Origin of the sequence: Bartonella sp. AP1QHHD (assembly GCF_042196265.1) — a bacterium.
GTDB lineage: Bacteria > Pseudomonadota > Alphaproteobacteria > Rhizobiales > Rhizobiaceae > Bartonella.
Map to the genome: position 1 here is coordinate 59,908 of NZ_JBHIPW010000007.1, position 21,792 is coordinate 81,699.

18 protein-coding genes, 1 tRNA gene and 2 pseudogenes are annotated in these 21,792 nt (G+C 35.6%); 9 read left to right on the top strand and 12 right to left on the bottom strand.

Annotated features, from left to right (window positions below; translation table 11 throughout):
• The first annotated feature begins 1,306 nt into the window (after window positions 1-1,306).
• Entirely contained in the window at window positions 1,307-1,405 is a 99-nt protein-coding gene (locus tag ACFIME_RS01415) for a hypothetical protein (protein WP_375662594.1), read from the top strand.
• Window positions 1,406-2,060: 655 nt separating this feature from the next.
• Here ACFIME_RS01415 and ACFIME_RS01420 read toward each other — a convergent pair.
• Window positions 2,061-3,629, bottom strand: a complete 1,569-nt coding sequence (locus ACFIME_RS01420; protein ID WP_375612149.1) for a TerC family protein — start codon at window positions 3,627-3,629, stop codon at window positions 2,061-2,063.
• Window positions 3,630-4,065: 436 nt separating this feature from the next.
• Between ACFIME_RS01420 and ACFIME_RS01425 the strand changes: the two genes are divergently transcribed.
• Window positions 4,066-4,141 (top strand) — tRNA-Lys (locus ACFIME_RS01425).
• Window positions 4,142-5,261: 1,120 nt separating this feature from the next.
• Here the strand turns inward: ACFIME_RS01425 and ACFIME_RS01430 are convergent.
• From ACFIME_RS01430 to ACFIME_RS01445, 4 genes are all read right to left on the bottom strand, one after another.
• Window positions 5,262-6,215: a YbhN family protein gene (locus ACFIME_RS01430; protein WP_375662588.1), complete on the bottom strand. Its 954-nt coding sequence runs from the start codon at window positions 6,213-6,215 to the stop codon at window positions 5,262-5,264.
• A gap of 15 nt (window positions 6,216-6,230) precedes the next feature.
• The gene (gene ybaL, locus ACFIME_RS01435) at window positions 6,231-7,982 is read right to left on the bottom strand and encodes a YbaL family putative K(+) efflux transporter (RefSeq protein WP_375631222.1); all 1,752 of its coding nucleotides are present in this window, start codon (window positions 7,980-7,982) and stop codon (window positions 6,231-6,233) included.
• Window positions 7,983-8,081: 99 nt separating this feature from the next.
• A complete protein-coding gene (gene secD, locus ACFIME_RS01440) occupies window positions 8,082-10,595 on the bottom strand; it encodes a protein translocase subunit SecD (protein ID WP_375684373.1) in 2,514 nt (837 codons plus the stop codon).
• Window positions 10,596-10,686: 91 nt separating this feature from the next.
• Window positions 10,687-11,064, bottom strand: a complete 378-nt coding sequence (locus ACFIME_RS01445) for a hypothetical protein (RefSeq protein WP_375684374.1) — start codon at window positions 11,062-11,064, stop codon at window positions 10,687-10,689.
• A 180-nt stretch (window positions 11,065-11,244) separates the two neighbouring features.
• Here ACFIME_RS01445 and ACFIME_RS01450 point away from each other — a divergent pair, with 180 nt between their 5' ends.
• From ACFIME_RS01450 to ACFIME_RS01465, 4 genes are all read left to right on the top strand, one after another.
• Entirely contained in the window at window positions 11,245-13,620 is a 2,376-nt protein-coding gene (locus ACFIME_RS01450; RefSeq protein WP_375662590.1) for a mechanosensitive ion channel domain-containing protein, read from the top strand.
• Window positions 13,614-13,886, top strand: a complete 273-nt coding sequence (locus ACFIME_RS01455) for a hypothetical protein (RefSeq protein WP_375662591.1) — start codon at window positions 13,614-13,616, stop codon at window positions 13,884-13,886. The genes ACFIME_RS01450 and ACFIME_RS01455 overlap by 7 nt, the downstream gene beginning before the upstream one ends.
• A 558-nt stretch (window positions 13,887-14,444) precedes the next feature.
• The gene (locus ACFIME_RS01460) at window positions 14,445-15,392 is read left to right on the top strand and encodes an outer membrane protein (RefSeq protein WP_375655244.1); all 948 of its coding nucleotides are present in this window, start codon (window positions 14,445-14,447) and stop codon (window positions 15,390-15,392) included.
• A 569-nt stretch (window positions 15,393-15,961) separates the two neighbouring features.
• Window positions 15,962-17,137 carry a tyrosine-type recombinase/integrase gene (locus tag ACFIME_RS01465; protein WP_375660224.1) on the top strand — a complete coding sequence of 392 codons (1,176 nt, stop codon included), beginning with the start codon at window positions 15,962-15,964 and terminating at the stop codon, window positions 17,135-17,137.
• 130 nt (window positions 17,138-17,267) lie between these two features.
• On the opposite strand, the gene ACFIME_RS01470 is transcribed toward ACFIME_RS01465, so the two are convergent.
• The 4 genes and pseudogenes from ACFIME_RS01470 to ACFIME_RS01485 form a co-directional block, all read right to left on the bottom strand.
• Entirely contained in the window at window positions 17,268-17,480 is a 213-nt protein-coding gene (locus tag ACFIME_RS01470; RefSeq protein WP_375618855.1) for a hypothetical protein, read from the bottom strand.
• Complete coding sequence (locus ACFIME_RS01475) at window positions 17,473-17,676, bottom strand: hypothetical protein (RefSeq protein WP_375630024.1); 204 nt, start codon at window positions 17,674-17,676, stop codon at window positions 17,473-17,475. The genes ACFIME_RS01470 and ACFIME_RS01475 overlap by 8 nt, the downstream gene beginning before the upstream one ends.
• Window positions 17,609-17,836 carry a hypothetical protein gene (locus ACFIME_RS01480; protein ID WP_375630023.1) on the bottom strand — a complete coding sequence of 76 codons (228 nt, stop codon included), beginning with the start codon at window positions 17,834-17,836 and terminating at the stop codon, window positions 17,609-17,611. The genes ACFIME_RS01475 and ACFIME_RS01480 overlap by 68 nt, the downstream gene beginning before the upstream one ends.
• A pseudogene (locus ACFIME_RS01485) lies at window positions 17,833-18,210 on the bottom strand (glycoside hydrolase family protein); the annotation flags it as partial. The pseudogene ACFIME_RS01485 and the gene ACFIME_RS01480, both read right to left, overlap by 4 nt.
• 41 nt (window positions 18,211-18,251) lie before the next feature.
• Here ACFIME_RS01485 and ACFIME_RS01490 point away from each other — a divergent pair.
• Window positions 18,252-18,524 (top strand): toxin HicA, encoded by a 273-nt coding sequence (locus tag ACFIME_RS01490; protein ID WP_375634717.1) that lies wholly within the window; start codon window positions 18,252-18,254, stop codon window positions 18,522-18,524.
• On the top strand, window positions 18,514-18,831 hold the full coding sequence (locus ACFIME_RS01495) for a type II toxin-antitoxin system HicB family antitoxin (protein WP_375633830.1): 318 nt from the start codon (window positions 18,514-18,516) through the stop codon (window positions 18,829-18,831). Before ACFIME_RS01490 ends, ACFIME_RS01495 begins: the two co-directional genes overlap by 11 nt.
• A gap of 225 nt (window positions 18,832-19,056) precedes the next feature.
• Here ACFIME_RS01495 and ACFIME_RS01500 read toward each other — a convergent pair whose 3' ends face one another.
• Both ACFIME_RS01500 and ACFIME_RS01505 read right to left on the bottom strand, forming a co-directional pair.
• Entirely contained in the window at window positions 19,057-19,335 is a 279-nt protein-coding gene (locus ACFIME_RS01500; protein WP_375684375.1) for a hypothetical protein, read from the bottom strand.
• Window positions 19,332-19,977 (bottom strand): annotated as a pseudogene (locus tag ACFIME_RS01505) (phage antirepressor KilAC domain-containing protein). Before ACFIME_RS01505 ends, ACFIME_RS01500 begins: the two are co-directional and overlap by 4 nt.
• A gap of 381 nt (window positions 19,978-20,358) precedes the next feature.
• Here ACFIME_RS01505 and ACFIME_RS01510 point away from each other — a divergent pair.
• The gene (locus ACFIME_RS01510; protein ID WP_375684376.1) at window positions 20,359-21,444 is read left to right on the top strand and encodes a hypothetical protein; all 1,086 of its coding nucleotides are present in this window, start codon (window positions 20,359-20,361) and stop codon (window positions 21,442-21,444) included.
• Window positions 21,445-21,471: 27 nt separating this feature from the next.
• Here ACFIME_RS01510 and ACFIME_RS01515 read toward each other — a convergent pair.
• Window positions 21,472-21,792, bottom strand: a 321-nt coding sequence (locus tag ACFIME_RS01515; protein WP_375684377.1) for a hypothetical protein, incomplete at its 5' end; no start/stop codon positions are given.

The following is a 21,792-nucleotide window of genomic DNA, read 5'->3' on the forward strand; positions in this document are numbered from 1 at the left end:
AATCCTTTTGAAATTTATCTACTTATCTTTGTCTTAATAAGTATCCTCAAATTTGAGGGGACTTCATTTGGTTTCGTATTTTTAAACTGTAACTTTTAAAACGTTTTTTGCTTGTTTTCCTGCGTTATATCATTAAAAATCTTTTGATTTCTACGACATAACATTATCAATTTCATTACCTGTTGTGATGATAATATCTATATAATGTCTGCTTATTATTGACTAACTTTTTAGTAAGCGCCGCTTTAAAATCGACTTGTCTTTAAATCCTTTTATGTGCCCTTAATGAATTAAAACCTATTCTATGATAGTTTCAAATGATTATTTCTTTTAAGGTTTAGCTCAAAAAAAGAGTAAACCCCATACCATTCTTTAAACGCATACAATTTATGTTATCGATAATTTCAAACGATTACGTTTTTAATAATGCGATTTGTGTGTGATAAAAACGTATCATAAAATTTATGAACTGTTATGAATGATAGCTGCGTTCACTTCATTTGAATGTTTACATGCGTTATAACATTTGCATCATGATTTGCTTTTTATGGTCTATCCATACATGGTAATTGTTTATGAAAAATGGTTAATTAAATCACGTATAAAAGTGTAGATTTTAAATGGGATTCATATAAAATAATTGCATGCAAACTATTGACTTTATTATATTTTTTTATGAATAAGATTCCATCTCGTTTAGACGTTGCAAAAGAAATCACCAAAGACCTTATTGATAAGATTCTTCTCTTACACGGCGTTATCACTTTTGTTTGCAAAAATCTGCTTCGCTTTTGACTTTTGATATGGATACAACCTCTTTTGAGGTAGAGCAAAGAATTTTTTAATCATGGAGAGTGCAACAGTGTTCTTCAAAAATCTTGATTGGTTTGTTGAAAAAATTAAAGAGGTAGATAATTATTCAGCATGTTATCAACTACCAGATTGTGAAGTACAAATTCTTTATAATGACGCAATTATCAAAGGTTATCCGTAAGTTGATGTTGGAGTTTCGATTAGTACTGGTATTTTAGCTGCTGCCTATATGGTAATTGATCCCTATCAATTCTCAGCACTTACAAGATCTACAACTTGATTTTTATAAAAAGGGGTTGAGAGTTTGTGAAGAAGAAATATATGCGGATTGTTTGGAATTAAGCGGGATTATGTCTTGAAATAGGCGATAGAAAAAATTGATCTTCATAAATGCTTTTATTCCAGATATGGAGCACCACCTTGGCGATAGAGTGAAGTTGGAGGGCACATAAAGGTTATCAAGGTAGATGATGCAGATTATAGCTTACTTCATATTGGTGCACTAGCTTTATTGGGTGATGTTGTAACCTTACAATCTTATTACCAAATTTTCAGTACAGAGGATCATTTAGGCTTTGATGAAAATACCTAACAGATTCATTTTGAACGTGCATTGGCTTTAGTCAAAGAAGTAGTCAAATCTAAGCAACTCAGCTACGCTTTCATTGCAAAAGTAGTAAAAAATATGAACCATCTAGAAGAAAAACAAAGTTCTTAATAAGAGCTTTCCAGAGAGGTGGAGTTTCATTCTTGGAAGGAAAAAAATAGCTAAATTTATCGAAACAAAAGCTAAGGAATAGCTCCTTAAGAAATATCAAGAAGATCTAAAAAGATTATAGGAGCCAGAGTCTGGTTTAAAGATGCCATCATCAGTTGAGTGAACTCAACAATGGTGGAGTTTTATCCATTGGCGGAAATCTGATGTTTGAAAGAGGCTTTCTTGATGTGAAGGTAATATTGTAATAAATAATTATTATAAATCAATATGTTGTATATATTCATTGTTTTGAGATTAATGACCATTGACAAATAATTTTGCACCATTTTCTCTCTTCCAGCTTTTCGTCAATCATCAATGAAAATTTTTTATAATGGAAAGTTCATTGATAATATAACTTTTGTATGTCATTATTTTACGCTTAGAAAAAATATAAAAATAATGAAATGCAATTGAGTTATCAACTGCTTATTCTTTTCAATTTTTAATCATAAAAAAATCTTTTTATTCATTTTGCTTATAAAAAGAATTAGCTTTTTTCTGGTGATACAAGTGGAGAAATAAGGATTTTAGATATGTTTCGGCGTTCCATTTCAATCACTTTAAAGTGTAAACCATCAGTTTCAAAGCTTTCTCCCTCATTTGGTAAATGACCAAACTGCCAAAGCATAAAGCCTGCCAGAGTCGTATAACGATCTGCTTCATCCACAAGGTTACGCCCAAGATAACCACTTAAACGGCGGATATCAGCATATCCCTCAACAAGAAGACTGCCATTTTCAAGTTGTTCTGCGATCATGAGTTCTTCATCGTCATCAGGAAAGTCTCCTGCAATAGCTTCGAGAATATCGGTTGGTGTTGCAATTCCTTCAAAAGATCCATGCTCATCAACAATAATTGCAAGCTGAATCGAAGAATGACGTAATTGCTCCATCAATCGTAAAACACTTGTATTTTCATGAACAACGAGGGGTTCTCGCATAGCTTTTTTCCAATTAATCTTTTTCCCCTCAGCCAAATTCAAAAGAAGATCTTTTGTCAATGCAACGCCAACAAATTCATCCACTTTTTCACGCGCAAGAATTAAGCGGCTATGTTTAACCTTTTGTAATTCTTCACGCATTTCATTTTCATCAGCATTTAAATCTAACCACTCAATTTCATTACGCGGCGACATGATAGAGCGAACAGGGCGATCAGCTAAATCGAGAACACCACGAATCATCTCCTTTTCTTCTGGTCTAAACAACTCAGAAGCTGCGGCCTGTTCAGCAATAACATCTACAGTCTCAGCAAGGTGACTATCTTTGCTTCCTCCTCCTAAGAGCCTCAAAACAGCATCAGCTGTTCTACTGCGTAGATCATTCGTTTTAATCATTTTTTCACGGTTACGACGTCCAATTTGATTAAAAGCTTCGATAAGAACAGAAAAACCAATAGCAGCATACAAATACCCTTTTGGAATATGAAAACCAAATCCTTCAACAATGAGAGTAAAACCAATCATCATCAAAAAACCAAGACAAAGGATTACAATAGTGGGATGACGATTAATAAAACGCATAAGAGCACCAGATCCGCACATCATTACTCCCATAGCAGCTATGACTGCGATATACATAACTGCTGCCTGCTCTTTTGCAATCATACCTGTTGCGGTAATAATACTGTCTAGTGAAAAAACGGCATCCAGCACCACGACTTGGACGATTACTTGCCAAAAAACAGCATAACCAACGCCTGTTTTTCTTTCATGTGATACTCCTTCTAACCTTTCATGTAATTCTAGCGTTCCCTTTGCGAGCAAAAAGGCTCCACCACCGATTAAAATAAAGCTATGCCAACTAAATACAAAAGATGAAAGTGAAAGAATTACCCTATCGAGTCTCATAACCCATCCAATAACGGTAAGAAGAAAAAGCCGCATAATTAATGCTAAAGTAAGACCTATAAAGCGTGCGCGGTCACGCAAATGCAGTGGCAATTTTTCAGCTAAAATTGCAATAAAGATAAGGTTATCTATTCCTAAAACAATTTCGAGAAAAACCAGCGTGATCAAACCAAACCACGCATGGGGATCAGTGATCCATTCCATCATTCCTTACCTTTTAGAAGCTTAAAAGCGCGCGATTGACAAAAAAAAATCATAGGCTTTTATTCGTATATTGGATCATGAACATTCAATGTAAAAAACTTATATTCAAAGAAAAAAACAGCACAATATTGCTTGAATGCATGTGATTGTTGATAAAACAAAATAATGCCCCATCCCACTTACAATCACAAGAAGGTTCCTCTAATTTTCGCTCGGGCATTATGCTCGATAATCCTCTAACTATAGGTTCTGTATAACAATCAGAACATTTATTTATAAAGCTTCTTATAATGGGTTTATTTTTATATAAGATCAAGTGGTGAATATCATATTTTTAACCTTACAGACAATGAGTTTATATAACAAACAACAAAATATCTGGACATCTATCCTTAGGAGCGTTATAGAAACGCTCATTCTCGTCTTTTGAGAAGCTTATGGGTGATTAGCTCAGTCGGTAGAGCAGCTGACTCTTAATCAGCGGGTCGTGGGTTCGATCCCCTCATCACCCACCATTTTATTTTATACTGTAAATAACTTATTGATTGCGTAATTTTTTTAAGGTATGAGTTGCTAAATAAAATTGGGCAGTAGGATTTCCCCATATCTGTTTGTTTAAAAGTGAAGATTGTTGATATAGCTTAGTCATCGGTTTTTGTACTTTTTAGGGGACTCAAAGAACTTCCAAAGGACATTTAAAGATCTTTTAATGCGTATTGTTTCTTTTTTTTAAGTTGCAATTGGTAAGGAGAAGCTTCTTACCGACAATTGTGTTATTTAAAGGGGTATAAAAATCAACAGTTTTCACTTCTTTTAATATAAATTGATTAAAATTTTTTTGGATTTTTAGCATATTGTTTAAAGACAGAAGAAACTTTACACTTTAGTTGTGTCAGCAGCGTGGATATTTTTTGATAACTCTCCCGCTTAAACAAAAAACTTCTGTAATAATCATCAGTATTCCAAGAGGGTAAATCAAGATAAAATAAAGTAGTTATCTGGACATAAAAAGTAGTTATATGGACATACAAGTAATAAAATTAGATCAGTTTAATTGTTTAAAGATAATACCTGTTAAACGAAAGACAATAAACTTTAATGAGGCTTAAAGTTTTAAAATATTAAGCTGTGTGGTTACGCTATGCTGTCTTTCCGTTAGCTAAACCTCTAAAAATATAAATATTAAGAAAGCCACTCAGATTCATTATAATATATTGATTTATAAAGAATTGATTATTCTTTGTTTGAAAAAACTTTACTATCATAAACTTCTTTTGTTTCAATCCCTCTTATAATAAATTAATTAAAATCATTCATTTGTGCATCATAAATGGGATTAACGTGTGGATAAAGACTATTGAAGAAAGGCATAAAAATAATTCTTATTAATGTTCTTAAGTGCTAAAAGTTATCATAACATTGGAAAAATAGTATAATGGCGCAGGCTTGCTCTTTTATTAAGTATAAAGATGTTGGTGCAACAATAGCTTTACTATTATACCATTTACGGGTATTGTTGTGTAATGGAGAAGAGCGTTGAGAGAGGTTTCTTAAAAAAGATATGTAAATTGGTAACACGATGGTGTTTTGTTCTTTTATAGGTACATAAAAAAGAAGTCATTGATAGCCTTTTATTTATTCAGGTGGTGTTTTGGGGGCTCTTTTCCAATATTGTTGCGCCTCAAAAATGACGACCACAAATAATGAAAGGATGAGGGGTATAATCAAATAAAACATTCTAAAGACAATAAGTGCTGCAATAACATTGGTTGGATTTATATTGGGCATGCCTGTTATGAAGAGAGCTTCAAGAACTCCTACTCCTCCTGCTGGAGCATTAGAGAGAAGAGTTATCGTAAAAGATGCTAGGAAAACACCAAGAACAGAGATAAAATGAATATCTGCGTTATGTGGGAGAACAGCATATATAATTCCTGCTGCTCCTAAAAGCTCTAGAGGGCTAATGAGAAGCTGTTGAATAACAATTTTCAGTCGTGGATAGGAAAGTTGAATTTTCTTCCCCAAGCGTAAGGGTTTTAACTGAAGCCAGCTGCCAAACGTATAAAGTGCTATACAGCTGAGTAAAATTGCTCCAGCCGTTGTTCCGAGCCATTCAGGAAGTTCTTTATGAATGAGGGTGATAATTTCGGGTTGCAGCACCAAAACGATTCCCAAAAGTAAGATTGTGCCGATTACAAAAGTAAAAGAGCAAAAACCTACTAATATTGCGATTTCTGTTCCGTTTAATCCTTTCATTTTATAGGCGCGATAGCGTACAACGGCACCAGAAAAAACTGAAGCACCGATATTGTGTGAAAGAGCGTAGGTTGTAAATGAACATATAGCGATAAAAATCCAAGAAATTTTATGGCCTAGATGTTGCAAGGCAATTCGATCATATCCAGCAAGAGCAGCATAAGCTAGGAGAGAACATAAACAGGCTAATAACCAGTGCTGTGCATTTAAATTGCTCAAGCGCTCCAATACATCCCCAAATGAAATGGCAGAGAGCTTCATGTAAAGAATTCGAATAGATACCAGCATTGCTAAGATACCAATCAATGGCCATATAAATTGCTTTATTTTCACGATTCTGTATCCATTTTATGTTTTCTGTAAATTTTCATGATTGAGCATATTCCTTACAGATCTTCGTTCTGTTATATACTCTATAATGCCATTGGCAATTTCTTCATCATCTGTTACTACAACATCAGCACCTAAATCAATGAGATATGTTGTTTCTGTGTCGGATAATGCATGTGTGATTATCTGGATATCTTTCTTCATATCACGGATATTCACGATACATTCTCCTACTTCAATGGTACTTCGCATTGTAATAACAACTTTATGTGCATTATTTATATTTGCTGCGTTCATTATTTCTTGTTGAATGATATTGCCGCAAATAGCCTCAAAGCCATCTGCAATCGCTTTATCAGAGAGGCGTTTTGATTCTTCTACGATCACTATAGGTTCACCTCTATTTATTAAAGATAATGCAACACACTTACCGATACGACCATAGCCAATAATTACGATATGGTTGTTTTTTAAGGTCATCGGTAAAAAATCTTGGTCAGGATCTTGTGGATCAATATCAATAATTGTTTGGGTATTTTGTGAAGATGCAGAATTTTTTTCTAGACGTTTTTTAATTTTATTACAGGCAATGAAAACAAGAGGATTGAGCAAAATAGAAAAAATTGCTCCTCCAAGAATTAAATCATGAGCGTCATTGTTTAAAAGTCCTAAGCTTAAACTTAAACCAGCAAGGATAAAGGAAAATTCTCCGATTTGGGCAAGGCTTGCAGAAATAGTCAAAGCTGTTGCATTAGAATAGCGAAAAGCTTTAACGATGAAAAAGGCAACAGCAGATTTTCCGATTACGATAATGAATAAGGTTGCTAAGAGAGGGAAAAAATGAGTTAAGAGTTTCTCGGGGTCAAATAACATGCCTACAGAAACAAAAAAGAGAACAGAAAAAGCATCGCGCAGTGGTAAAGATTCTTCCGCGGCACGGTGGCTTAATTCTGATTCGCTCATGACCATACCAGCAAAAAAAGCACCAAGAGAAAGAGAAACTCCAAATAAATGAGCGGCTCCGAAAGCTACTCCTAATGCAATAGCAAAGACGCTAAGACGAAATAATTCACGTGATCCCGATTGTGCGCTCATTTTTAAAAGCCATGGGATAACGCGTCGCCCAATGACGAGCATAAGTGCAATAAATACAATTACTTTTAGGATGGTGAGACCAAAAATACCCCAAATACTTAAATCCAACCATTGAACAAGAGGATCCAACGCTTCTTTTTTGGTATTGCTGAGGGCACTTGCCAAGGAAGGGATGAGGACAAGTATAAGGACCATTGCTAAATCCTCAATAATCAACCATCCAACGGCAATGCGTCCTTTTTCTGTTTCAATAAGATGACGCTCTTGCAAAGCACGTAGCAGGATAACGGTACTTGCTATGGATAAAGCAAGACCGAAGATCAAACTACCACTAAAGCCCCATCCCATAATCAGACCAAGGCACAAACCTAGAAAAGTAGAAAATGCCATTTGTGCAATAGCAGCGGGGACAGCAATAGCTTTGACAGATAAAAGGTCTTTTAATGAAAAGTGGAGCCCAACACCAAACATCAGCAAAATAATACCAATTTCAGCAAGTTGATTAATGATGACGGAATCTATTTTAAATCCGCCTGTATTGGGTCCCACAATAACACCAGCTAACAAATAGCCTACAAGTGGTGAAATACGTAAACGGCTAGCAATCATTCCCAAGAGAAATGCTAGACATAAGCCTGCAACAATAGTTGTGATAAGTGGTGTGTCGTGGAGCATGGATTATTTACTATTCTTGATCAAAAAGCGAATGAATGAAAACGACTATATTTCTATGAGAAGAGAGGCGAGATGTACCATACGCATTAAAGGGCATTTTTATTTCACTTTGATATTTGCACGATTATTTCGCTCACGCCACCAATTTCCTAGCAGGAGTAAAATAGGAGCAGCAATAAAGATAGAGGATGATGTTGCAATAATAATCCCAAAGACCATGGGTAATGCAAAATTATGAACAGCGCTTCCACCCCATATCGCCATGGGGAGCATCGCAAGAATTGTTGTGGCTGATGTAAAAAAACAACGTACAAGAACCTGATTAATGGACAGATCAATCAGTTCGCGCAACGGCATTTTTTTATAAAGACGCATATTTTCGCGCATCCTATCATAGACGACAACTTTATCATTTATAGAATATCCAACAATTGTTAAGAGTGCGGCGATAGCCGTTAAATTAAAATCAAATTGAAATAAAGCAAAAAAGCCAATCATTTTTGTGGTGTCTAGAATGAGAGTGATAATTGCTCCAATGGCAAAGAACCACTCGAAGCGTAACCATATATAGAGAGACATGGCAATAGCTGCAAGAATAACAGCAGTAAAAGCAGCTGTGGCAAGCTCACCTGAAATTTTGGGACCAACAACTTCTATTTGATCGAATGTGGTATCGGGATAGATATTTTGTACAGCTGTTTTGACCTTATCAATGGCGGTGGTTTGTTGTGCTTCGCCACCGCTTTGTTTCTGCATGCGAATTAATACGGTATTTTCGTTATCAATATTTTGCAAGGTAACTTCACCAATATTAAGAGTAGAAAGCTTGGAACGCAGAGTTGCTAGATCTGCTGGTCCTTTCGTGGTAATACTCATTTGGCTTCCGCCAATGAAATCAATACCAAAATTCAATCCAGGCTTAAAAAAGAGAAAAACTGAAGCCATTGATAAAACAATTGAGACACCAATACCAATGAAACGTGCTTTCATAAAGTGGAAAGTTGTGTTTTGTGGCATGATGTTGAAAGCAGAGTGAATATGCAATTTTTTAATTTTCCATTTACGAACGATCCAAATCATGATGATGCGTACAATGGTGATATTTGTAAACATGGAGATGATAATACCAAGCAACATTGTTACGGCAAAACCACGAACGGGACCGGTCCCGAACCAAAATAGTAAGACGGTCGCTATAATTGCTGTAACATTTGCATCAACAATGGTTGCAAAAGCGTGTTTAAATCCACGATCTAGGGCTGCAAAAGCACCCACACCTTTTCGACTTTCTTCACGGATACGTTCATTGATAAGGATATTAGCATCAACGGCAATACCGATACCTAAAATAATACCAGCAATACCAGGCAGCGTAAGCGTAGCTCCCAAAAGACTCAGTGCAGCAAATGTTAAAATTGTATGCAGAGCTAGCGCTATATTGGCAATTAATCCCCAAATACGATAGAGAAGAAAAATAAAAATTGCAACAAGAATAAAGCCAATTATGCCGGTGTAAAGTCCCATTTGGATGGCATCAGCACCAAGATTTGGACCTACAGTTCTCTCTTCAATGACCGTGAGTGGTGCGGGGAGGGAACCAGCACGAAGCAGAGCAGCCAGAGTTGAGGCTTCTTTGGGGTCAAAGTTTCCTGTAATTTGACCTTGTCCATTGGGAATGACACTATTAATGGTCGGAGCGGTTAAAACCTTATTATCCAGAACAATGGCAAAAGGACGGTTAATATTTTGTCGTGTTATATCAGCAAATATTTTTGCGCCAGCGGAATCTAGCGTAAATGAAATAATGGAACGTCCTGGTATTTGGGGGTCAAAACCTGCACGGGCATCTTTCAGGACATTTCCATCTAAAGCAATTTGATCATAAATTGCATAATGTTGTGTTGCATCAGTGTATCCAGGGAGAATAGAAACACCTATAGGGGGATTATTGGGGTCCACATTAGAAGGAACAAGATGAAAACTCATCTTAGCGGTTGTTCCTAAAAGATCACGCAGTTGTTTTGGATCTTGTAGTCCAGGCAATTGGACCATAATACGATCATTTCCAACCTTTTGGATGGCTGGTTCTGAAACACCAACTTGATCTATACGACGACGGATGATTTCTAAGCTTTGTTCAATAGCATTGCTGACACGGTCTTTTATACCAGCTTCTGTTAATGTGATGCGGAGAGTTTCATTTTGAGCACTGATCGTGATGTTATGTTCTGTTGTGCCAAAGCTACTGTGTATGGGGGTTATTAATGTTTTCAAAGCAGAGAGTGCTTTTTCAGTTTGCGATGGGTCAGAAATAAGGGCAATAACGCTATCTTCAACGATACGCACACTTGAGGTGCGGATTTGTTTTTCACGCAATACATTGCGCACATTGCTTAAAACTATATGTAACTGATCGCGTTTTAACGTTTTGCTATCAACCTCGAGCAGGAGAGAAGAGCCTCCTTGAAGGTCAAGACCAAGTGCTACACGGGTGTCGGGTAAGAATTTCGAGTTTTTAACTTGTTCGTGTGAAAATAAATTGGGTAAGGCAACATAAATGCTGCTTAAAAGAATAAAACAATAAAGGGTAGTTAACCAACCAGGTGTACGCATGATATATTCCGTAAATAGGCAATCTAACAGTTATTCAAAGTTAAAAGCACAAGTAAAATAAGATGATCGTTTTTATATTCAAGGAAGAGAATTAAGTGTGTTCATTGGGAGGAGCGCGTTTATTTGAGAAATATTGTATTTTAACGTTACGAAATCGTGTGTCAACAGCTGGAATCCTTATTAAAAAGAAATCCAATGTTAGGATTTTTTGAAAGGTCCTCATAAAAATAGATTCTGTATGGAGTGTTACAAGTTTTTTGTTTTCAGTTGTGGTAACATTCACATGATCACACTTATGATGTAAATCAAATCTATTCGTTTTAATGACGTTATTGGTGTGTGATTGTTTGATTAAATAAGCACGCGTTTCTAGGTTGCTGGTCAAGAATACACCTAAACTGGATAGAAAAATCCAGGTTGTCAAAGGAAGAAAATCTTCTTTTTTGCAATAAAGGTGCAAAAAAAACATGCTAGAGTGCCTTCTTTAATCTTATTGAGTTCAGCTTATTTATCATTCTTTTATCTTATTATCAGTATTATAGGATAAGGGAAAGCTTTTATAAGATTATTCTATAAAAGTTGAAAATATCTACTTTATACCATATTTAAAAGAGAGAAATAAAATCCTTTTTGTGCTCATAAGGTAGATATGTATTCATTTTGTAGAAAAAACATCCACATACTTTTCCTTCTTTTGGGGATTATCTTTGTATTTAATTCTGGTGCATGGGGTAATAGGGGGGCACAAAATACAATTGTCGAACAAACAATAGCTTCTTATTCAGTTGATGAAATTATTCAGCAACAACAGTTGATTATTGAGACTCTTGAAGAAAATACTGAAACTTTAAAAAGAGATTTTGACAGAAAGCCAGAAGATGAGCGTGCTTTAGAAGAATTACGGTTACGTGCACAAGATATCAGTGAACGTGCTATTGAGGCAGCATTTGTTTTGCGTCCTCCTCTTAATGAGATTAATACACTTCTTGATCAATTAATGGAGCTCCATCGTGACGTGAAAAAACTGAAAAGCTCAGTGAAGGAATATTCCTACTTGATAGAGCAAAAAGCTAAAATTAACAGTATCATGCTTCGTTTTGAAGCAATTTTCTTAGCGGCAAATAGAATAGCTGAACTTTCTATTTCTCAATCTCGGGAGCTTTTTAAACGCACGCTTACGTATAGGCTTGAGTTTTCGATTCCGATGGTTAAACATCTCGCCCAAAAAACAAAAGAGGCTTCATCAGATTTTCTTGTGTTGTTAAATTCTTGGTGGAATTTTATATTTTACTTCAAGTTTTTACAACTATTTCTTTGCTTTTTAATTCCACTTTTTATTACTTTGGGACTTTCGTATTTTTCTCAAAAAGTTCTTGTTCATGTGTATTGCCACTTTATGAAGTCTAATGAGGAAATATCTTATTTACAACGCTTATTGATCGCCTTTATTTCAGTTCTCTTACCTTCACTTGTATGTATTCTTTGCGTTTATCTTGTGTTGTTTTTGTTTCGTAGTTTTAACTTAGATCCAGGTAAACTTACAACAGTTTTTGATATGATAGGTTGTCAAATTATTTTATTATTTTTAATCAATCGATTAGCTGTTGTTCTTCTATCATCGAATAGGCCCCATGTGCGTCTTCTCAGTATTGCACCATCGTCTGCTTATCAATTAGTGATTTTACTCACGTCTTTAGGGGGTATTTTGGCATTTGACGCTGTTCTTGATAGTATTTATCAAATCATTTCAGCGCCTCTATCTTTGACAATTGCTAAAAGTTTTATTGCTGTTTTTCTTGTAGCGATATTGCTATTTATAATATCATTTGTACCTTTGCGGTTTAGACGTAGGCGTGTTCAAGAAGAAAAAAAAGAGCCATACTTTTGGCCATTTTATATACGCATTCCTCTTATTGGCTTGGGGTTACTGCTCTTTGTATTGAATTTTTTAGGTTATGTTGGATTTGCGCGTTTTATTACGCAGCAAATTATGATTGATGGAGCATTTTTAGTTCTCATGTATTTAGGAATACAAAGCGCTCAAGCACTTGGAACTAAAGACCAATTTATGAAAACAACGGTTGGTCATCTTTTGATGCAGAGGTTTCATTTAGAAGAAAAAACGATGAATCAATTGGGAGTTTTTATGAGCGTTTTTCTCAATTTATTTGTTGTTATATTTTGTGCAATGCCAATTGCTGTACAGTTTGGATTTTCCTATTCTGATTTAAAAGCAGTTTTGTGGCAATCGGTGACCGGTTTTCAGATTGGAAATATTAGTCTTTCTTTGATTTCTCTTGTAACAGGAATTATTTCTTTTTGTGTTTGCTGGTTTCTTATTCGCCGATTTATTGGTTGGTTAGATAATGTGGTGTTGGTTCATGGAGAGTTCGATTCTGGTATACGTAATTCTATCAAAACAGTGATAAGTTATGGAGGCGTTGTTGTATCTGCTTTGACCGGATTATCAATGGCAGGTTTGGATCTTAGAAATTTCGCTCTTATTGCTGGAGGACTTTCACTTGGTATAGGTTTTGGTTTACAGAATATTGTCCAAAACTTTGTCTCTGGACTTATTATTTTAGTTGGAAGACCATTTAAAATAGGAGACTATATAGAATCTGGATCAGTAGGGGGGGTTGTTAAGCGTATTAGTGTGCGTGCAACGGAACTTGAGACCATTCAGCGTAAGACGATTATTATTCCCAATTCAAGCCTTATTAATAACAACGTTAGTAATTGGACACGACGTAATAAAGTAGGACGAATTGATATACCAGTTACTGTATCATCTAAGGTTGCTCCAGAGCATGTTGCTGAAATTTTGTTAGAGATTGCTTCTGCGACAGAAGGCGTTTTAAAAAATCCTATCCCACAGGTAAGTTTTACAGCATTTGATCGTAAGAGTTTTTCCTTTAATTTGGCTATTTATGTGCCTAATATTACCTTATCTTCTCATGTAACCAATGCTCTTCGATTTAGCCTATATAAGCGTTTTGCTGAGGAAGGAATCTTAGAATGCTAAAATATACTTATATTTTGATTACAGTTATTCTATTAAGTATTTTTACCATAACAGCTTTTGCTGCAACAGTGAAGAATAATGATTTAAAGATACAATCTCTTATTGTTGTTGAAGGAAGTATACCTTCAAAAATTTCTTTAAATACTCATCAAAAAATTACAATTTGTATGAAGGGATGTTTTATAACTTTTCCTAATAAAGACCGTTTTGCAATAAAGGCAGATGATATTATAGAAATCAGTAGGGGAAGAGCAATTTTTAAATAAAATGATTGAGAATTTTTGTTTGGGGACAAGATTTAGAAGGATAATGATATTGTCGTATTAATAATCTCATCCTTTAGAAAATGGTAAAAAAAAGTATGATTTTAGTATAAAATGGATGTTTTTTTATACTATGTAGAATCTACAGTATGCATTTTGGATGTAAGAATATTGAGGTATTTATAATATTGTTAATGAACATCGATTCTCTAAAAATAATTACATCATTTTTAGATTTTTTTCATTAAAAAGGCATAAAATATACTATTTTGTGATTTTTTTTGCGGTATTTTTGATACAAAATGTTTTATATTTCATCCTTTTAAAAATATAATAGGTATTTTTATTAAATATTTATTATTTAAAGTATTCATTATTCTAATATTTTAAAATTTATTTGATAATATTAAATTTTGGTGTAATGATATATTATTATAGTGATAAATTTAAATGTAAATATAAAGGAGTAAATGCAATTTTACAGCATAAGATTTTATAAAACTTTGTTTTTCTAAATGTGATTTTTGATTATATTTAAATTTAGCAATGGGGTATAATTTTATGAATACAAAATTTATAACAGCATCTGTTTTTTCTTTGATTTCACCTTCTATAGTACAGGCTGCAGATGTGGTGGCTCACGAAGAGCCATTACATGTTGCCTCAGAAGTTGTTGCTTCTTCACCTTTTTCTTGGGCAGGTTTTTATTTCGGGGGGCAAGTTGGTGGCTTTTCAAGTAAGACTTCTGCAATAACGCGTGATGTTGATATTCCTCTCTATCCCGATGAGGAGAGTAAAAGTAAACCATGGGTGCCTGTCGAGAAGCAGTATATGCCTGAGCTTTCTGGATTTATAGGTGGTTTTTATGCGGGTGTTAATTTTGATCTCGGTAATAATTTTATTGTGGGGATTGATACGGATATGCTTTTAACGGAAAAAAAGGATACAAAAACAAGATTTCAGGCTGATGAAACGAGTGCAGGTGGTCCTAACACTGGTGGATCGGGCACTGAAGGATCGGGTACTGAAGGATCGGGTACTGATACTGAGGAATTAGGTACAGAAGGAAAAAGTCGAAAAAAGGCAAAACTTGTCAGAAGACAGGGTAGAGACTTTTCTCGCTCTTCTGCAGAGGATAAAGAAGAGAAAGACAGTTTAACGTTTAATCATACGTTAAAACAAAAATGGACAGGTGCTACACGGGTGCGTGTTGGGTTTTCTGCGGGGCATGTGATGCCTTATATTGCTGGTGGTGTTGCTTATGGACAGTTTCAAGATATTTTGTCGACAGTAATTACGGGAGGTGAGCCATTTAATAGGACATCGGATGTAACAAAAACGATGATTGGTTATACTCTCGGTGGTGGTGTTGATTTTGCAATGACAGATCATCTTGTTGTGCGTGCGGAATATCGTTACTCAGATTTTGGTAAAAGGAAATTTAAAGACGAGATTGAAGTTAAGTATAAGACGAATGATTTTCGCGCAGGAATAGCTTACAAATTCTAATTTTGTAGGATAAAGGAGCTTAAATTTAAGAGGTCCTATTTCTTCGATAGGGCCTTTATTTTTTAATTTTATGCATTGTAAACACTATTTTATGGTGAAAAAAGGGGGGCTTTGACTTTGAGTGAGAATGAGGAGGTAAGGAAGAGTTACTCAGATTCTTAATTGTTAAGAATAAAAAATTTTTAGTTCACGAGGTGTGGTTGAAACATTTGTTGGCAAAGAAGGATTGCTTCGTCTTTCATATTATTACAGTTATCACTTTATAATACCGTTATAGAGTTGCAAACAGTAAACTTAAAGAGAGTTTTTACTATCTAAGTAATGAGAAAATAAAGAAAATTCACATAGAGTGGTGCGGACGGCGTGCACCTATTTTTTCTTTATTTAGAATTCTCTACGCTATCACCTGATTGCGCGTTTTACTTTTTTCTATATTTATAACTAACTGTTTTTATTTGATTTTATTTATAAAATTGCCTTTTGTATATAATCTTGCTATCAAATGAAATCGCTCCAAGTGCGATTCAAAAGGTGGTTCAGAAGGTGGTTTTTAAAAGGTGGTTCAGAAGGTGGTTAGCAGAACGAGAACACGTGATAGACTGTCTGTCTTATCTGTAAAAAATCTATCTAAAGGAAAATATGCTGATGGAGCTGGGCTATGGCTTATCAAAACAGCCCAAAATCAAGGGCGTTGGATTTTTCGATTTGATTTCAATAAAAAACGTCGTGAAATGGGATTAGGCTCTTGTAGCGTTGTATCTTTGAAAGAAGCGAGGCTTAAAGCTACAGCTTGCCGTGACCTTTTGCACCAAGGTATTGACCCGATTCGTAAAAGGAAAAATGAAAAATTACGGCAGGCAGTTGATAGTATTTCTTTACAAAAAATAGTTTTAAGTGCTTTTGAAGCCAAAAAAAGCGAATTGAAAAATGAAGGTAAAGCAGCAAGGTGGTTAGCACCTCTTACATTGCATGTTTTTCCTAAACTTGGGGATATAGCAATTACTGAATTAACGCAATTTGATATAAAAGAGTGTTTGTTGCCTATTTGGAAAACAAAAAATGAAACAGCGAGCAAGGCTTTATCACGTTTGAATATTGCTATAAAACATGCCGCAGCACGTGGTATAGATGTGGACATGCAATTGGTACCAAAAGCAAAAGCTTTATTGGGAAAATTTATTCAAAATGTTCAAAATATTCCTGCTATGCCATGGCAGGAAGTTCCGGCATTTTATCAAAGCTTGGATGATAAGATTCTTTCAAATTTAGCACTGAAGTTGCTTATTTTGACTGGAGTACGGTCGTATCCATTGCGCTATTTGCGTCTTGAACAAATAGATAAAGATATATGGACGATACCAAAAGAAAATATGAAGGGCATTGTAGGAAAGGTTTCAGATTTTCGCGTGCCATTGAGTGATGAAGCTTTAAAAGTGATTGAAAAATCTCTCCCCTTTGAAAAAAATGGTTTTTTATTTGCTGGGAGTTCTGGAAAGCCTATATCTGATGTAACACTTTCTAAATTCATGAAAGACAAAGGTTTTGATTATAGACCCCATGGTTTCAGATCTAGTCTTCGTGATTGGATAGCAGAAACAACGTCAACACCATTTGAGATTGCTGAAACTGTTCTTGCGCATTCCGTTGGGAGTTCAGTGACAAAAGCTTATATGCGGACAGATTTTTTAGAACAACGACATACCCTTATGGAACAGTGGGCTGCATTTATAACAGGAGCGACCTAAGGGGATCAAATTGTTAATGTTTTGAAAACCACTGTTTGAGATGTGTAAAACGACATTATTTCTTGCATCTGCGAGACGCGCGAAATTGATAATTCATTTGCTAAACAGTTTCGCACATCTCAGAATGTATTTAGAGTCGGATATTTGGTTTTTGTGTAAAAATATTTACCAATGCATCTATAAGACGTGAAAAATCAAGCGCTAGCAAGAGTATAATGAGTACAATCCATCTCGTATAACGTGACATCACTTTTATACTTTTGTAGGTCATGATAATTTCTTGAAGGATTTCTTTTTCTCCTTCTGTAAGCTCTGTATCGTCTTTTGTTTTTTTCTTAGCCATGTTTCCACCCACACACACGTTCGCCCTGCTTGTTATGCTTTAAGATATCTCTTGCTAAATTGGAACTGATGACGTTAACATCTTGCCTCTCTAAATAAATTGGCAACCAACCAACACAAGAGACATACTTATTTGTCCCGCAACCAACGAGAGAGAGCAGTACGCACATCAGTATCACTTTTCTGATTAACTTCATTTTCCACCTCCAGCCGTGTTGTTGCTGCTTTTAAGGTTTTTTCTGTTTGCTTTTGCTGTTCTGCCTTTTTTCCAAGGGTAAAAGCTTTTGCCAAAGCCATAAAAAAAGCGGCTAGAGCCGCGCCTATTAACAGTAGATTTCTTTTCATCCATAAGATCATAAACGGTGTTCCTGAAAACGTTTAGCAACAAAGAAAATGCCAGCACATGCGGCTAAAACCATAATGGTAGCAAATGCCCATTGCACTGGACCATTGCCTGCTAATAAGCCTCCAAGCCCTGAAAAAAAACCAATAACTGGTGCAAGAGCTTCAGCTTTAAAAAGTCCCGTTGGTGCTTGCGTTTCTACGGTTTGGTAGTTAGAGGAAACAAAAGCACCTTTCGCCCATAAGCCTGCTTCTGCTGCACGCCGGTGTGCGAGACCTTCAAGACGCTTTCCGCCTGCTTTGGTCCATTTCTGTAGCTCTGCAGGGACAGCTTCATATTCACCTTGATTGAGCTTTTTTAACAGTGTCGAGTTACAAAAGGCTCTTGTTAGTTGACGCTATTTCTAAAAATGATTGACTAGGATTAATAATGATACTATTATTGGTTATGAACAATAAAGTTGAAAAAATAATCAGCTTGATGAAAGCATCACCAAAGAACATCAAGTTTTCAGATTTGTTGGCTGTGTGTGTACATTTTTTTGGAAAACCGCGGAACAATGGTAAAAGCCACTTTGTTTTTAAAACCCTGTGGCTTGGTGACCCACGTGTGAATATTCAAAAAGATTCTAGTAACAAAGCAAAAGCTTATCAAGTCAAACAAATCTTACAAGCGATAGAAAGGATGAAACATGAACAATAATCATTATACATATCGTGTTTTGTGGTCGCAAGAAGATGAGGAATATGTCGGATTGTGTGCAGAATTCCCATCCCTTTCATGGTTAGATGCTCAAGCAGAGAAAGCTTTAAAAGGTATTATGGACCTTGTTTCAGAAGTTGTTGAGGACATGCAACATAATGGAGAAGAAGTTCCTCTGCCTTTGTCACATGGTAAATATAGTGGCAAGTTTCAATTAAGAATACCACCAGAACTCCATAGAAAACTTTCAATACAAGCCGCTGAAAATGGTGTGAGTTTAAACAGATACATTTCTTCTAAGCTTTGAATCTTTTAAAAGTCTATACGTACTAAAAGAAAACTAATTCTTATGAAAACCTCTAAATTAAAACAAATACCCGTTTTCAAGACGGATGAAGAAGCAGAAAACTTTGTTGATACTGCAACCTTACTGATTATGACTTAACTGATTTTAAATCTGTTCATTTTGAATTCTTACCTAAAGAAGCCTCTTGATCTTCTCCCCACCTTTAAAGATGGGGAAGGGAGGTACTTAAGCAACCTTTTTAATGGGGTTTTCTAGATCTGGTTCGTAAGCTCGCAATAAAGGCAACATAACTGTAGGAAACTCTGAATCGCCAAAATCTGTAAGAGCTGCCAAAATCTTTGTAATATTAGGCACTTCATCTTGAAGTTTAAAAACTAAAGCTTTTTCCACCATGCCCATAATCTCAATTATGGCAGTGCAATCCTCATCTCCAATGCTGTGATGATTGGAAAACTGAAACAATGCCATCCATAAATCGCACAAAAAATCGATACTGGTATTCATTGCACACCCCCAAAGATTTGCTCTCTTAAACATGCTAATCCTCTGGATGTGATTTTCGTTGAAGGGAGTACCTTTTCTGTACCATCCGGTCTTTGAATGGTAATAGCAGGGCAATCCATGAATCCTTTCTTGATCTTGTCCTGATAAGGTAACAGAGGCGCCCCTGGAGCCCATCGATATATCCAATCATGTTTACGCAAGTAATCCGTTAAGTCCTTAGGTCGTACTTCTAACATCTTTGCTGCTTCAATAAGACCGAACAAACCATCAGAGCGTTTTAAACCTTCCAAAGCTTTTGCTTTTGGAGTCAATTCAGCAATGGTGTTATCCTTTTGCTCGATTTAGCTTTGTAGATGATTCAAAACACCCAAGCAATGCCTCGGGTTTAGAGTAGTCAACTTGTGGTGTTGTTACTTGTTTCAAAAGCCGTTCACATTTGTTAAAGTATTGACGTGCCTCATGCCCTTTGTCATTACACTCTATAATCGAAAGATGTTTAGCCATGTCTAATGTAATGTGGTATTCTTTTTCTTTTCCACCGTTTTCTAAATTCAGACTTTATTTCCAAAAACGCAATATAATTCACGTGCATTAACAGTTTGAACTGTTTACTTGGCCAATAGTTTGTTCTTTAATTTCTATAGAGTATTCATGATGAACTCCTTACTACTTAGACGTTTTTCATTGACTCTTTAATTAGAAAGAGCTGAGCACTGAAAAACACGGTAGTAAGTCCGTCGTTATGCTTTTCTGTGAAGGCGTTTTATAGCATAACCAAACCCACAAGATCACTATATGCGAGTAACATACAATGAGTCAAAGCCTTTAATGTGCGAAAATAAACTATCTCGGTAGCTTATCTGCTTAGTATTTAAGGTGTTCGTTAGGTTCCTGTTTCGATTATTCATACTCCTATAATAATATCACTTTTTTCTAAAAATCATAAGCACATATTTACTTTATTTGTCGACTCACTTTAGATTTTCCAGCTTAGTTTTTTATTTATAGTGGAGGGGAAAAATAATGCTCGACATACTTGATACAATTGCGATGATCGTATGTTTGTTGTCGTTACCGGTGATGGTTGTCGGACTTGTTTTAGTGTGTATAAAAAAATGGCGTAAAAATGGATTGAAAACCCTTGGCATTAGAGTCTTATTATTTCTCGGCTCTGCAATATTAGGTGCGTTTTTTTTTCACAAAATCAAACCAGATCAAGTTGCGTACAATAATGAAATTTTTTCCTCCTCCTCGACTTTATTAATAGATGTTGCTACTCAAAATGAAAGCGTGACAAAGGCACTACCTGAGAATACTGATAAGCAAAGTATCCATGTTCAAGATAAAAAGTCAGACGAAAATGATGGTCTAGGTTTTTGGGGATGGTTCAGGTTAATTTTCTTTGCATTTATTGCATTGTCTATTTTTGTTCATTGGCAAGATAAACGCAACAAACGTTTTAAAGAAAAAGTTTCAGAGCAGGTTTTAATGCCTCCCCCGCATATCCATCCTTCTTCTGATTTATCAGTTGTTAATAAAATGTCGCCGGAACTTGAAAAAAAACGGCTAGAAAAGAGGGTACAGATCGTTCTCCTTTGTGCTCTACTGATTGGAGGCATTGTGGTAACAGTAACTATTACGCCATGGTTATTAGTACCCATTCTTATTGTTTTAATTTTTGTTATTATTGCTTATCGTGAGACAAAAAAGGAAAAAAGCTTTGAGCAAGAAGTTGCTCTGTGGCAATCAGATATTCCTCCCTCTAATTTTGAGGAAGCATGTGAAATGTTTCAAGAACTTGACGCAAGTGAATATGATTATCGTTTAGTACAAAATGAAAAACTGTTGGGAGTTCAAGAACGCGTTACCTTCGATATTAGCGAAAAGACTCCGATTTTAGGACGTCTTTTAGTAACAAATCAAGCTATTGTATTTGAAAGCCCTGAAGATAATGAAAGGACTACTTGGGCAAGAATTGCATCAGTAACTATAACATACCAAGGATGTCACATCAGTCACCGTACCGGCGCACCATGGAATTACCGATTTAGTGCTATTCCAAATCCAAGGTTTGCAGCAGTAATCCGAGTTCTTGGGCAGCCTTATTGATTTTGAAACACACAAGACAAAGGTTACTCATTGTTTTAGCTTCCGCAAGATAAGCTTATACATACCGGATTCAGAGGCTTGGACATCTGTAACAGTGAAGTGTTCTTGAGAAGAGGGGGCTTTGTTATTTTCAGGAGAGATGATCACAATACTATCTTGAGGTTTTGGTGGTATTCCTCCAATGTCATTGATACAAAGATCAAGTTCCTTTCTTGCAATTGTGGTAGAGATTCTGCCACCGGCGTCCGATTCCGAATGTTTAATGGTGTAAATCGCTGTAATTTGAAACGATTGCTGATTGTCTTTTCGCGTGTAGATGATGGGCTGCCCAAAAGTGTTGCGTACATC